Source organism: Bradyrhizobium sp., assembly GCF_036009065.1.
Classification (GTDB): domain Bacteria; phylum Pseudomonadota; class Alphaproteobacteria; order Rhizobiales; family Xanthobacteraceae; genus Bradyrhizobium.
Map to the genome: position 1 here is coordinate 1 of NZ_DASYMN010000003.1, position 12,710 is coordinate 12,710.

Consider the following 12,710-nt stretch of genomic DNA (forward strand, 5'->3'; position numbering starts at 1 on the left):
TCCTTCATGCTGGCGGTGCAGATCGTGACCGGCGTCATCCTGGCGATGCACTACACGCCGGAAGCCAGCATGGCGTTCAATTCCGTCGAAAGCATCGTGCGCGACGTCAATTACGGCTGGCTGCTGCGCAATCTCCACGCCAGCGGCGCATCGATGTTCTTCATTGCCGTCTATATCCACATGTTCCGCGGCCTGTATTACGGGTCTTACAAGGAACCGCGCGAGGTGTTGTGGATTCTCGGCGTGATCATCTACCTGCTGATGATGGCCACGGGCTTCATGGGCTACGTGCTGCCGTGGGGCCAGATGAGTTTCTGGGGCGCTACCGTCATCACCAACCTGTTCTCGGCGATCCCGTATTTCGGCGAAAGCATCGTGACATTGCTATGGGGCGGCTATTCGGTCGGAAACCCGACATTGAACCGCTTCTTCTCGCTGCACTACCTGTTGCCGTTCGTGATCGCCGGCGTGGTGGTGCTGCACGTCTGGGCGCTGCATGTCGCGGGCCAGAACAATCCGGCCGGCGTCGAGCCGAAGACCGAGAAGGACACGGTGCCGTTCACGCCCCACGCGACCATCAAGGACGCGTTCGGCATGTCGTGCTTCATCATCTTCTACGCCTGGTTTGTCTTCTACATGCCGAACTATCTCGGCGACGCCGACAACTACATTCCGGCCAACCCGGGCGTGACGCCGGCGCATATCGTGCCCGAATGGTACTATCTGCCGTTCTACGCCATGCTGCGGAGCATCCCGAACAAGCTCGGCGGCGTGGTGGTGATGTTCGGTGCGATCCTCATATTGGCATTCCTGCCCTGGCTCGACACCGCCAGGACCAAATCGTCAAGATATCGGCCGCTGGCCAAGCAGTTCTTCTGGATTTTCGTCGTCGTCTGCGTGCTGCTCGGCTGGCTCGGCGGCAAGCCGCCTGAAGGCATCTACGTCATCGCCGGGCGAATCCTGACGTTCGCCTATTTCGCCTATTTCCTGATCGTGCTGCCGATCCTGAGCCGGATCGAAAAGCCACGTCCGGTCCCGAATTCGATCGCCGATGACGTGCTGGCGAAAACCGGCTCGTTGAAAACGCCGATGGTTTCCACCGTGATCATGCTCGCGGTCGCAGCTGTGCTGTTCGCCGGAAGCGCGCAGAGCGCCAGGGCGGCCGACCAGCAGGATACGCCGCCGTCGCAAAAATGGTCGTTCGCCGGCCCTTTCGGTAAATACGACCGCGGCGCGCTGCAGCGCGGCTACAAGGTGTACAAGGAAGTCTGCGCCACCTGTCATTCGATGAGCCTGCTGTCCTTCCGCAATCTCGCCGACCCCGGCGGTCCCGGATTCTCGACGGCGCAGGCGGCGGCCGTCGCCTCGGACTTCAAGGTGAAGGACGGCCCCAACGATGCCGGCGACATGTTCGAGCGTCCCGGCCGGCTCGCCGACAGATTTCCAGCGCCGTTTGCCAACGACAACGCCGCGCGCGCGGCCAACGGCGGCGCGTTGCCGCCCGACCTGTCGCTGATCGCGAAGGCGCGCTCCTACGCGCGCGGTTTTCCGAAGTTCATCTTCGACTTCTTCACCCAGTTCCAGGAGCAGGGACCGAACTACGTCTATGCCTTGCTGCACGGCTACGTCGACCCGCCGAAGGATTTCAAGCTGCCGGAGGGTTCGTATTACAACCACTTTTTCCCCGGCCACGCCATCAAGATGCCGAAGCCGATCTCGGACGATCAGGTCACCTATGACGACGGCTCGCCGCAGAAGCTCGATCAATACGCCAGGGATGTTTCGACATTCCTGATGTGGGCCGCCGAGCCGCACATGGAAGCCCGCAAGCGCCTCGGCCTGCAGGTGATGATCTTCATGATCATCTTCGCGGGGCTATTGTATTTCACCAAGAAAAAGGTCTGGGCCAACGCGCATTGATCCTTACCTCGCCCCGCTCTTTGCGGGGAGAGGTCGGATCGCTCTTGCGATCCGGGTGAGGGGCGAGGCACTGAAGTTATCGAGATTGCGGCCTCTCGGGTCGGACCGACATTAACTCAGTCTCTGATCGATGCGTTGCCGTGCGACCCATAAAATCCGAACTTGAATTGGGCGCACTGCCTCGCCCCTCACCCGGAGCCTTCGCTGCGCTGCGGCTCCGACCTCTCCCCGCAAAGAGCGGGGCGAGGTTAAGAAGGCCCGATTGCCTTATCATCGCACTGCGGACAAAATAGCCGCCAACAATTCCACAACATCCGCGGAGGACCACCATGGGCACCCACATCAGCTTCAAGCGCCCCGACGGCAAGGACGCCGACGGCTATCTCGCCAATGCCGCGCGCGGCGATGCGCCGGGGGTGGTGGTGATCCAGGAATGGTGGGGCTTGTCCGAACAGATCAAGGGCCTGTGCGACCGCTTCGCGGTGGCGGGCTTCGATGCGCTGGCACCCGATCTCTATAACGGCAAGGTGGTGCCGTATCACGACACCGATGCCGCGGGCAGGGAAATGAACTCGCTGGATTTCATCGACGCGACGACGCAGACGGTGCGCGGCGCCGCGCAGTACCTGAAGCGAAACGGCGCCAAGGTCGGCCTCACCGGCTTCTGCCTCGGCGGCGCCGTGACCATCATCGGCGCTGCCAAAATCTCCGAACTGAGCGCGGGCGTGGTGTTCTACGGCATTCCGCCGGAGCAAGCGGCGAAGCCGGCCGATGTTAAGATTCCGCTGCAGGCGCATTTCGCCAACAAGGACGACTGGTGCACGCCGGCGCTGGTCGATGGTTTTGAGAAAGCGATGAAGGCCGCCGGCAAGTCGCTCGAGCTGTTCCGCTATGACGCCGAACACGCCTTCGTCAACGAGCAGCGGCAGTCGGTGCACGACCGCGCGGCGGCGGAGCTCGCCTGGGGCAGGGCGACCGAGTTCTTCAAGAAGCATCTGGGATAAGAGCTGTCAGCCCGCGCAGCGGCTGATGTCATCCCACCACGCGCATGTGCCCGACAACAGGCGGTAGTTGCCGTCCGCGACCTGCACCGGCGCACGCAATCCGGCGGCCGCCGCGCGCATCCGCATCTCGCGCGCCATTTCGCGGTCGGCAGGCGGCAGCCAGACGCGCTCATGGCCCCACAGGCTCGGGCCGTCCATCAACTCGAACGGCTGCCACGTCGATGGGTCGATCTCGCGGCCGCCCCATCCGCACTCGACCATGAATGACGATGGGGTCTTTGCGTAAAACGAGGTCATGAAGTCGTTGGTATGGCGGCCGAGCGTGACATTGACGCGGTCCTGCTGGCTGAGCGCGATGTCATAGCACTGGCCGACGTCGTCGAGCGAAAACAGCTCCACCATCAGATGGTGCATGCCGTTGCGGCCGGTCTCGATCAAAGCGAGGCTGTGATGCCGTGCATTGATGTGGAAGAAATAGGCGCGAAACGGCTTTTGCATGTAGTCGCTGAGTTGGAAGCCGAGCACGTCGACATAGAACGGCATCATTGCGTCGATGTTTTCCACCGTCAGTACCGCATGGCCGAGCCCCAGCGGGCCGGTGCGAAAACCGGAAATCGAACGGCCCGGAAGAAATGGCGACTCGTCGATCTCGGCGCCGTAGAATGCCTCAAGACGATTGCCCGCGGGATCGCGAAACGACATCAGCCGCTTGACGCGTCTGTTGTCGGCGAGCGTGCCGGGCTCGGACGTGACTTCGACTGCGGCCTGTTCGAGCTTGGCCGCAAGCGCGTCGAGCGCCGCCGCGTCGGCGACCTCCCAGCCGAAGAAACGCTCGCCTTCGGGAAGCGACCGGTCGATGACAATGCGCTGCTTGCGGTCATCCATCCGGAACGCCAGCAACGACGAGGTACGCTCGACCGCCTGCAGGCCGACCAGTCCGGTCCCGAACTGCCGCCAATCGTCGAGATCGGACGATCCGAACCCGACATATCCAAGGGCTTGCAATGTCATCCGGTTTCTCCCGCGAACCAGCCCATCAAATATCGGAAGGGCCGCGCACGAGGTCAATCTTATAGGGCGGCGGAGTTTTTAGGAAACATCTGGGTGACTTGACGGCTGCCTTTGATACATTTGAAGGTGCCGATCTGGAGTGACGCCATGAAGGTTTGCAAATGGGGTAACAGTCTCGCCATCCGGCTGCCCGCGGCTATTGTCGAAATCCTCGATTTGAAAGAGGGCGACGACATCGAAATCCGTCTTGCTGGCACTCGGACACTCGACGTTGCGCAAAAGGCTGACCGGGAGGAATTGCTAAGGCGGTTGCGGCGTTTCCGCGGCATTCTGCCGGCCGATTTCAAGTTCGACCGCGATGAGGCGAATAGCCGCTGAAGATCATCAATCCGTTCGGCGGCATGCCGACGTCGCCTTGACAGCCCCGCTGCGCCATGGCTCATTCCCGCCCATGAACACCGTCGTCCGCAACACCCGTCTGTGGTGGCGCAGCTTGTAAAAGCTGGCCGGTGCGATTTCTATTCCCTTAAATCGTCGAAGGCCGTCATCGCAGCGCGACGGCCTTTTGGTTTGTCTTGTGTGGCGTTCCCTCGGCAAGTTTCGTAAGAGGATGTCATGAACAGAACCGTTTTCTCGCTTGCCGAGCACAGCGAATACCGCACCAATGGCGGGCTCGCGGTGACGCGGGCGGTGGAGCAGTTCACCGGTCACGCCGACCGGCTGGACGATCTGATCGAGCTGCTGGACCGCCGCCGCGGCGTGGTGCTGTCGTCGGGCACCACGGTGCCGGGCCGTTATGACAGTTTTGACCTTGGTTTTTCCGACCCGCCGCTGCGGCTGGAAACGGTAGGATCGAAATTCTCGCTCGAAGCGCTGAATGCGCGCGGCGAAGTACTGATCTCATTTCTCGGCGATAGCTTGCGCGAGCCCTGCGTTGTCATCGACGAGAAGACCGCCACGCGTCTCGCCGGCCATATCCTGCGTGGCGACGCGCCGGTCGACGAGGACCAGCGCACCCGGCGCGCCAGCGTGATGTCGCTGGTGCGCGATCTGGTCGCCGCGCTGGGCGCCAAGGACGATGCGCTGCTCGGCCTGTTCGGCGCCTTCGCCTATGACCTCGTATTCCAGATGGAAGACTTGGTACAAAAACGCGCGCGGGAAAGCGACCAGCGCGACATCGTGCTGTATGTGCCGGATCGCCTGTTGGCTTACGACCGCGCCACGGGGCGCGGCGTGATCCTGAGTTACGACTTTGCGTGGAAGGGAAAATCCACCAACGGCCTGCCGCGCGAGACCGCGGAAAGCGTCTACGCCAACACGCCGCGGCAGGGTTTTGCCGATCACGCGCCCGGCGAATATCAGGCCACCGTGGAAACTGCCCGTGCGGCATTCGCGCGCGGCGACCTGTTCGAGGCAGTGCCGGGGCAACTGTTCGCCGAGCCCTGCGAGCGCTCGCCGGCGGAAGTGTTCCAGCGGTTGTGCCGGATCAATCCTTCGCCGTATGGCGCCCTGATGAATCTCGGCGACGGCGAATTCCTGGTGGCGGCGTCGCCGGAAATGTTCGTCCGCTCCGACGGACGGCGCGTCGAAACCTGCCCAATCTCCGGCACCATCGCGCGCGGCGTCGATGCCATCGGCGACGCCGAGCAGATCCGGCAGCTGCTGAATTCCGAGAAAGACGAATTCGAACTCAACATGTGCACCGATGTCGACCGCAACGACAAGGCGCGGGTCTGCGTGCCGGGCACCATCAAGGTGCTGGCGCGGCGGCAGATCGAGACCTACTCAAAACTGTTTCACACCGTCGATCATGTCGAAGGCGTGCTGCGGCCGGGTTTCGACTCGCTCGATGCGTTCCTCACCCATGCCTGGGCGGTGACGGTGACCGGCGCGCCGAAATTGTGGGCGATGCAATTCGTCGAGGACAATGAGCGCTCGTCGCGGCGCTGGTACGCCGGCGCGATCGGCGCTGTGAATTTCGACGGCAGCATTAACACCGGCCTCACCATCCGCACCATCAGGATGAAGGACGGCCTCGCCGAAGTGCGGGTCGGCGCCACCTGTCTGTTCGACAGTGATCCCGCCGCCGAGGACCGCGAATGCCAGGTCAAGGCCGCGGCGCTGTTCCAGGCGCTGCGCGGCGATCCGCCAAAGCCGCTGTCGGCAATCGCGCCGGACGCCTCCGGCTCCGGCAAGCGGGTGCTGCTGATCGACCATGACGACAGTTTTGTGCACATGCTGGCGGATTATTTCAGGCAGGTCGGCGCTACCGTCACCGTGGTCCGGCATGTCCACGCGCAGCAGATGCTGAAGACGCAAAACTATGATCTGCTGGTGCTGTCGCCCGGTCCCGGGCGGCCGGAGGATTTCGGCATCGCCAAGACCATCGGTGCCGCGCTGGACAAGAAGCTGCCGATCTTCGGCGTCTGTCTCGGCGTGCAGGCGATCGGCGAATATTTTGGCGGGCAGTTGGGGCAACTCGGGCAGCCTGCGCATGGCCGGCCGTCGCGGATCCAGGTCCGCGGCGGAAAGCTGATGCAGAACCTGCCCAGTGAGATCGTGATCGGCCGCTATCATTCGCTCTATGTCGAACAGGGCAGCATGCCCGACGTGCTCGATGTGACCGCAAGCACCGAGGACGGCGTGGCGATGGCGATCGAACACAAGACGCTTCCCGTGGGCGGGGTGCAGTTTCACCCGGAATCGCTGATGTCGCTCGGCGGTGAAGTGGGACTGCGGATCGTGGAAAATGCATTCCGGCTGAAGGCCGTGCACTGACATGCAGCTGTCATTGCGAGCCAACGGGTCGCGCGCATGCGCGCCCGATGATAAACTCCGCGAAGCAATCCAGAGCAGCAAGCAAGGCTGGATTGCCTCGTCGCAGGGGCTCCTCGCAATGACGAATAACGATCACAACTTACCTGAGAAAACGCACCGATGAACCCAGCACTTGAACACGACCTGAAGTCCGCCGTCCGCACCATCCCGGACTATCCGAAACCGGGCATCCTGTTTCGCGACATCACTACGCTGCTCGGCGACGCGCGCGCGTTCCGCCGCGCGGTCGACGAATTGGTGCAGCCCTGGGCCGGCTCGAAGATCGACAAGGTCGCCGGCATCGAGGCGCGCGGCTTCATCATCGGAGGCGCGGTGGCGCATCAGTTGTCGGCCGGCTTCGTGCCGATCCGCAAGAAGGGCAAGCTGCCGTACACCACGGTGCGGATCGCCTATTCGCTAGAATACGGCCTCGACGAGATGGAGATGCACGCCGACGCCATCCATCCCGGCGAGCGCGTGATCCTGGTCGACGACCTCGTCGCCACCGGCGGCACTGCGGAGGGCGCCGTCAAACTGATGCGCCAGATCGGCGCCAATGTGGTGGCGGCATGTTTCATCGTCGACCTGCCGGACTTGGGCGGCGCCGCAAAACTGCGGGCGATGGACGTGCCGGTGCGCACGCTGATGTCATTCGAGGGGCATTGATTTCTTACCCTCCCCTGGAGCGGGAGGGTCGACGCGCGTGTTAACGCGCGGCGGGGTGGGGTGAAAGTCTCTCCTTGCGAGCGGTGCCCGGGGCGAGACTGTCACCCCACCCCGTCGAGCATCTGGCGATGCTCGCCGACCCTCCCCCTCCAGGGAGGTGGAGAGATCACGGCCTTTGCGGCATCAGGCTCAACTCGATCTCGCGAAAACTGAAATAGTTCTTCCTGATCCATTGATGCAGTTCGGTCGACGTATCTTTCTCGTTACGCAGATAGGTCGTGAAGGAAAAACCGAGCCGGTCGATATAGGTCTTCAAAAACACCGGCAGCGCGGCGATCGGGAGCACGCGGCCATATCCCATCGCTTCGGGCAGTTCGCCCCGCACCACAAATTCATTGTCGATGGTGAGCAGTGCATGGGGCGGGATTTGTTGTGACAGCATGTCATAACCGCGCGCCGAGGCGCGGTCGGTGTCGGCGACGAACGCTACCAGCGGCGCGATGCCGCGCCGCGCGGCCTCCTTCATGAAGCCGATTTCCTCCGACATCCTGAAGAATTCGTCGAAGGCGTGAAAGCCAAGATCGATCACCTTGGCGATGCCGTCATTGAGGATCAGGCGATCCATCAGCTGCATCTTGCCGAAAGTGTCGTCGACGTCGGCGGTCTCGGTGAGTTTCGGCAAATAATCCAGCAGCGACGGTTCCTTCAGGTTGATGTCGAAGGCGTTGACCGAGCCGCGCTGCAGCGACAAGAATTCGCTGAGCAGCCGCGCGATCAGCGTTTTGCCGACCAGCGGGCGGGGCGAGCAGATGATGTAAACGGGCGTGCGGCGCATCCGCGCAATATCGGATGAACTGTCAAAGCCAGTCAAATGCGTTGATAAGTCGTCATTCCGGGATGCGCCTCTTGGCGCAGGCCCGGAATCCACTCCCAGCGGTGGTTATGGATTCCGGGCTCGCGCTCCGCGCGTCCTGGAATGACGGGGGACTATTTCTCGCCGCCGCGGGACGCCTTTTCCTTGGAGTCCTTGGAGCCGACGATGTCGGTCAGCTTGATGCGGTCGAACTCGCTCCAGACCGCGGCCAGCCAGTGCCTGACATAGCCGCGCAGCACGAAGGAATAGTTCTCGGTCTCGTCATGTAGCCCCTTGTTGGCAACGAATTTGAGGAACGGCACCGAGGCGACCTCGACCTGCTCGTAGGCCATTTCGTTGAGCTTGGGGATGGTCAGTTCGGTGGCGTCCTTGATGCGGTGGAAATAGGAGTTGTAGGTGGCCTGGTCCCATTCGAAGAAGCTGGTGTTGTTGATGAAATTCTTCACCAGGAAATATTTGGCGCCCTGCATGAAGTTGGCGGTCTCGGCGATCTCGTCCAATGAGGCGATCGAGGGGCCGAGGATATGGAACACCGCGAACGTGATCTGGCCGGATTTGGCGGCGTCGAGGAAGCCGATATCACGCAGCGAGGCCAGCGTCGGCGACAGCAGGCCGGCGCGGACGTCGATCACGGTGACGCTGGTGTTGGCGGTGTTCAGGGTGTCGAAAATCTTCATCTGGTCGGATGTCGAGGTCACATCGACGATCTCGGTGACGTCAGGGTGAAAGCGCTTCAGCGTGCCGCGCGGAAACTCGGTGTCGAAGGCCCGGGTCGGCACGTTGTTGGCGCTGAAATAATCGAGCACGGTGCGCGAGACCGTGGTCTTGCCGACCCCGCCCTTGTCGGCGCCTACGACGATGACTGCTGGCTTCGGCATGAAAACCCCTTTGGAAAGCGCAATGCCACGCCCGACCGGAAGGTCGATCGAAACGTCCCCATGCCTGCTTTGGGCGCGAACATGGCAGAAACAAGGGGTAATTCAATTCATTAACGGCGGGGCGAGCAGCAAACCTGCGAAATTCGTTAACGCCGGCCCCATGGCCCTGCAGGCCTGGCCCAAGGCCCCCGCGACGTTCCGGCGGGCGCATCGGCATCGCTCCAAGGGCCGGATGGCGGCGGCAATTGCCCGGGATCAACCTGCGCATCGGCTCCGTCGTCCGTATCCTGCGGCAATGCCTGCGGGCCGGGATCGTGGCCGCCGGCGAATTTCACCAGCGCCGCCACGCGGGACTCCACCGACGGGTGGGTCGCGAACAGGTCGGCAAAACCCTCGCGCGGGTTGTCGAGGCACATTTCCATCACCGCCGAGGTCGCGCCGGGCAATTCGCCGCGGTGCTCGATCTTGCGCAGCGCCGAGATCATGGCGTCGGGGTTTTTGGTCAACTCGACCGATCCGGCGTCGGCGAGCAGTTCGCGCGAGCGCGATAGCGCCAGCTTGACCACCTGCGATAGCAGCCAGGCCAGCAGGATCAGCGCCACCGCGATGATGACCACGACGATGGCGCCGCCGCCGCCTCCCTTGCCGTCGCCGTCCGACGACGAGCGGGACGACGATCGTCCGCCGCCGAAATTCCAATTCGAGTAGAAAAACGAGCGGAAGAACAGTTCGCCGAAGAAGCCGACCACGCCGGCGATCACCACCGCGATCACCATCAGCTGTACGTCGCCATTGCGGATGTGGGTGAGTTCGTGGCCGAGCACGGCCTCGATCTCCTGATCGTTCAGCGCCCTTAAGAGTCCGGTGGTGACGGTGATGGCATATTGGCGTCGGTTGAGCCCGGTCGCGAACGCGTTCAGTGCGTCGCTGTCCATCACTTTCAGCATCGGCATCGGAATGCCGCGCGAGATGCAGAGGTTTTCCAGGAGATTATAGAGTCGCGGCTGTTGCAGCCGGGTCACGTCTTCGCCGCCGGTGACGGCGTCGATGATCGACTGATGGAAGAAATACGCAATGGCGATCCACAGCGCGGCGGCGATGGTGGCGAAGGGAAACGCCTTGATCAGATCGCGCGCGGCAGCGGCAAGGTAATAGTCGATCGACCCATCGCTGTTGATGACGACTTCCGCGATCAGCGCGCCGGCATAGACCAGCACATAGATCAGCACGAACAGCCCGGCAAGCAGCAGCATCGAACGGAACTTGTTCGACGCGATATGCGTGTAGAGACCGTAAGCGGCCATGGGCTGTTCTGCTCCGGTTACTCGTCATGCGAGGAGCACTTGCGACGAAGCAATCCAGTTCTTGCTGCCTAAAAAGGCTGGATTGCTTCGCGGAGTTTATCATCGGGCGGCGCTTTGCGCCGACCCGTTGGCTCGCAATGACGCTGCATGGTCAGGCTTCAGAACTTCACCGTCGGCACCTGCTCGACTTCGGTCCTGCTGGCGCTGAGATCGAAAAACTCCTTGCGGGTGAAGCCGAAGGTGCCGGCGAACAGCGCGGCGGGCATCTGCTGGATGCCGGTGTTGTATTCCTGGACCGCATTGTTGAAGAAGCGGCGGGCGGCGGCGATCTTGTTTTCGAGGTCGGACAGTTCGGTCTGCAACTGCTGGAAGTTGGCGTTGGCCTTGAGGTCCGGATAGGCCTCCGACAGCGCGATCAGCCTGCCGAGCGCGCCGCTGAGCTGATTCTCGGCGGCGCCGACCTGAGCCGGCCCCTGCGCCGACATCGCGGCGTTGCGCGCCTTCACCACGTCGTCGAGCGTGCCGCGCTCATGCGCGGCGTAGCCCTTCACGGTTTCGATCAGGTTCGGAATGAGGTCGTGGCGCTGCTTGAGTTGCACGTCGATGTCGGCAAACGCCTGCCCGACCCGCTGGCTGAGCGCGACCAGGCGGTTGTAGGCCGCAAAAGCGAAAAGCACGAGGACGATGATGACGCCGAGAACGATCCAGCCGGTCGACATTGGGGAGGACTCCTGATGGGGCGACGAATGCCGGGCACTCTAGATGAAAAACGCAACGCGTGGCAGAGCCGCGGGAGGTGGGGTTTGTCTTGGTCGGACGCAAGACGCGACAAGTTCAAGGGGAGGGCTGCGACCCGAGGAGGTCATGATGGGGTGAGCGCAGTGCCTTGCCCCTCACACCCGGATCGCAAGAGCGATCCGACCTCTCCCCGCGAAAGAGCGGGGAGAGGTGAATTCGCGGCGCCGCTTTCTTAACCTCGCCCCGCTCTTTCGCGGGGAGAGGTCGGCGCGTAGCGCCGGGTGAGGGGCGAGGCAGTGCGATTGCCATCGCGGCAGCATTGATGGGTCGGTATGGCTACCGCTCCTCCATCACCGCGTCGCCCCAGCGCCAGCGCCGGGCGCGCGCGTAGTCCGCTTTGGCGCGGCGCGGCACTTTCGTAATCACGAGGCCCTCCGGTGTGCAGAGTTTTGCCGTCACCTCGACCTTGCCGACATCGGGCTGTGCCAGCACGCGGGCGGGACGCCGCGCGATCGCCGTGCGGGTCAGCGCCACATAAGCGAATTTTTCATCCTCGAACGGAAGTTCGGCGCCTTTGACCTGTTGATGCGCGCGCGAACGCGGCAGCCGTTGCGTGAAGTGACACCAGTCCGGCGCCAGGAGCGGACATTCGCCGTCGTGCGGGCAGGGCGCGGCGATATGGCCGCCCAGTGCGATCATTTGCGCCCGCAGCGTAATGATCCGCGCGTATCCCGCCGGCGTGCCGGGCTCGACGATCAGCAGCGTATCGCGGGTTTTGGCCCACATCCGCTCGGCGAGCGCGGCGCGTTCTGCATCGTCCATCTCGCCGACGAGATAGCTCGCGATCACGAGGTCGGCGGCTTCGGAATTCGCGAGCGTCGCGCGCGCATCGCCACGCGTGTAGCGAATATCGGAGAGACGCGGGCTTTTACCGAACAGATCGAGCGCCAAAGTCCGCAAGGCGGCGTTGGCGTCGATTGCCGTGAAATCCGCGAGCGACGGGAATGTTTCCGCCGCGGCCCATGTCGCCGTTCCCGGGCCGGCCCCGATGTCGAGCAGACTGTTCGGCGCGAAATCCGGCCGGACCTGGCACAGCGCATTCAGGCTTGCGATGACGGCAGCGTAAGTCGCCGGCATCCGCGCCAGCGCATAAGCCAGCGCATCGGCCTCGGTGCGGATTGCCGCCGAACTGCCGCCGCTGCGATAGGTTACCGATATTCCCGCCGACCGCTCGGCGGCATCGCTACGCGGCAGGCCGTGCAGTTTTGTCTCGATCGCGGCTTTGAGGTCGAAGGGCAGATCGGGGGCAGTCATTTCTCCACCCTCCCCTGGAGGGGGAGGGTCGCCTGCCGAAGGCAGGCGGGGTGGGGTGCTGCAGCGCCGATGTTCATCGATCCGCACAGTTGGGTGAAGCGGTGGTCACCCCACCCCGGTTCGCTTCGCTCACCGACCCTCCCCCTTCAGGGGAGGGTAAAAAAATCACGCCACGTTCTTGTCG

At 63.0% G+C, this 12,710-nt stretch carries 11 protein-coding genes; 5 read left to right on the forward strand and 6 right to left on the reverse strand.

Annotated elements, in window-relative coordinates:
* A partial coding sequence (locus VGP39_RS00020) for a cytochrome c1 (RefSeq protein ID WP_327566064.1) occupies positions 1-1,920 on the forward strand: 1,920 nt, incomplete at its 5' end.
* Positions 1,921-2,249: 329 nt separating this feature from the next.
* Complete coding sequence (locus VGP39_RS00025; protein WP_327566065.1) at positions 2,250-2,924, forward strand: dienelactone hydrolase family protein; 675 nt, start codon at positions 2,250-2,252, stop codon at positions 2,922-2,924.
* 6 nt (positions 2,925-2,930) lie between these two features.
* On the opposite strand, the gene VGP39_RS00030 is transcribed toward VGP39_RS00025, so the two are convergent.
* Positions 2,931-3,935 (reverse strand): VOC family protein, encoded by a 1,005-nt coding sequence (locus VGP39_RS00030; protein WP_327566066.1) that lies wholly within the window; start codon positions 3,933-3,935, stop codon positions 2,931-2,933.
* A 147-nt stretch (positions 3,936-4,082) separates the two neighbouring features.
* Here VGP39_RS00030 and VGP39_RS00035 point away from each other — a divergent pair, with 147 nt between their 5' ends.
* From VGP39_RS00035 to VGP39_RS00045, 3 genes are all read left to right on the forward strand, one after another.
* A complete protein-coding gene (locus VGP39_RS00035; protein WP_327566074.1) occupies positions 4,083-4,313 on the forward strand; it encodes an AbrB/MazE/SpoVT family DNA-binding domain-containing protein in 231 nt (76 codons plus the stop codon).
* 237 nt (positions 4,314-4,550) lie between these two features.
* Complete coding sequence (locus tag VGP39_RS00040) at positions 4,551-6,713, forward strand: anthranilate synthase component I (RefSeq protein ID WP_327566067.1); 2,163 nt, start codon at positions 4,551-4,553, stop codon at positions 6,711-6,713.
* 159 nt (positions 6,714-6,872) lie between these two features.
* On the forward strand, positions 6,873-7,418 hold the full coding sequence (locus VGP39_RS00045; RefSeq protein WP_327566068.1) for an adenine phosphoribosyltransferase: 546 nt from the start codon (positions 6,873-6,875) through the stop codon (positions 7,416-7,418).
* A 166-nt stretch (positions 7,419-7,584) separates the two neighbouring features.
* Here the strand turns inward: VGP39_RS00045 and VGP39_RS00050 are convergent, their stop codons facing one another.
* The 5 genes from VGP39_RS00050 to VGP39_RS00070 form a co-directional block, all read right to left on the reverse strand.
* Positions 7,585-8,253: a hypothetical protein gene (locus tag VGP39_RS00050; RefSeq protein ID WP_327566069.1), complete on the reverse strand. Its 669-nt coding sequence runs from the start codon at positions 8,251-8,253 to the stop codon at positions 7,585-7,587.
* Between the two features lie 152 nt (positions 8,254-8,405).
* Positions 8,406-9,170 carry a hypothetical protein gene (locus VGP39_RS00055; protein WP_327566070.1) on the reverse strand — a complete coding sequence of 255 codons (765 nt, stop codon included), beginning with the start codon at positions 9,168-9,170 and terminating at the stop codon, positions 8,406-8,408.
* A 146-nt stretch (positions 9,171-9,316) separates the two neighbouring features.
* Complete coding sequence (locus VGP39_RS00060) at positions 9,317-10,474, reverse strand: M48 family metallopeptidase (protein WP_327566071.1); 1,158 nt, start codon at positions 10,472-10,474, stop codon at positions 9,317-9,319.
* A gap of 158 nt (positions 10,475-10,632) precedes the next feature.
* Positions 10,633-11,193: a LemA family protein gene (locus VGP39_RS00065; RefSeq protein ID WP_327566072.1), complete on the reverse strand. Its 561-nt coding sequence runs from the start codon at positions 11,191-11,193 to the stop codon at positions 10,633-10,635.
* Positions 11,194-11,548: 355 nt separating this feature from the next.
* A complete protein-coding gene (locus VGP39_RS00070) occupies positions 11,549-12,526 on the reverse strand; it encodes a small ribosomal subunit Rsm22 family protein (RefSeq protein WP_327566073.1) in 978 nt (325 codons plus the stop codon).
* Between the last annotated feature and the right edge of the window lie 184 nt (positions 12,527-12,710).

Bases quoted from the DNA above. Each gene is read 5' to 3' on its own strand.
- VGP39_RS00070 (WP_327566073.1), bottom strand. From the start codon at position 12,526: ATGACTGCCCCCGATCTGCCCTTCGACCTCAAAGCCGCGATCGAGACA.
- VGP39_RS00035 (WP_327566074.1), top strand. From the start codon at position 4,083: ATGAAGGTTTGCAAATGGGGTAACAGTCTCGCCATCCGGCTGCCCGCG.
- VGP39_RS00060 (WP_327566071.1), bottom strand. From the start codon at position 10,474: ATGGCCGCTTACGGTCTCTACACGCATATCGCGTCGAACAAGTTCCGT.
- VGP39_RS00040 (WP_327566067.1), top strand. From the start codon at position 4,551: ATGAACAGAACCGTTTTCTCGCTTGCCGAGCACAGCGAATACCGCACC.
- VGP39_RS00050 (WP_327566069.1), bottom strand. From the start codon at position 8,253: ATGCGCCGCACGCCCGTTTACATCATCTGCTCGCCCCGCCCGCTGGTC.
- VGP39_RS00025 (WP_327566065.1), top strand. From the start codon at position 2,250: ATGGGCACCCACATCAGCTTCAAGCGCCCCGACGGCAAGGACGCCGAC.
- VGP39_RS00055 (WP_327566070.1), bottom strand. From the start codon at position 9,170: ATGCCGAAGCCAGCAGTCATCGTCGTAGGCGCCGACAAGGGCGGGGTC.
- VGP39_RS00030 (WP_327566066.1), bottom strand. From the start codon at position 3,935: ATGACATTGCAAGCCCTTGGATATGTCGGGTTCGGATCGTCCGATCTC.
- VGP39_RS00065 (WP_327566072.1), bottom strand. From the start codon at position 11,193: ATGTCGACCGGCTGGATCGTTCTCGGCGTCATCATCGTCCTCGTGCTT.
- VGP39_RS00045 (WP_327566068.1), top strand. From the start codon at position 6,873: ATGAACCCAGCACTTGAACACGACCTGAAGTCCGCCGTCCGCACCATC.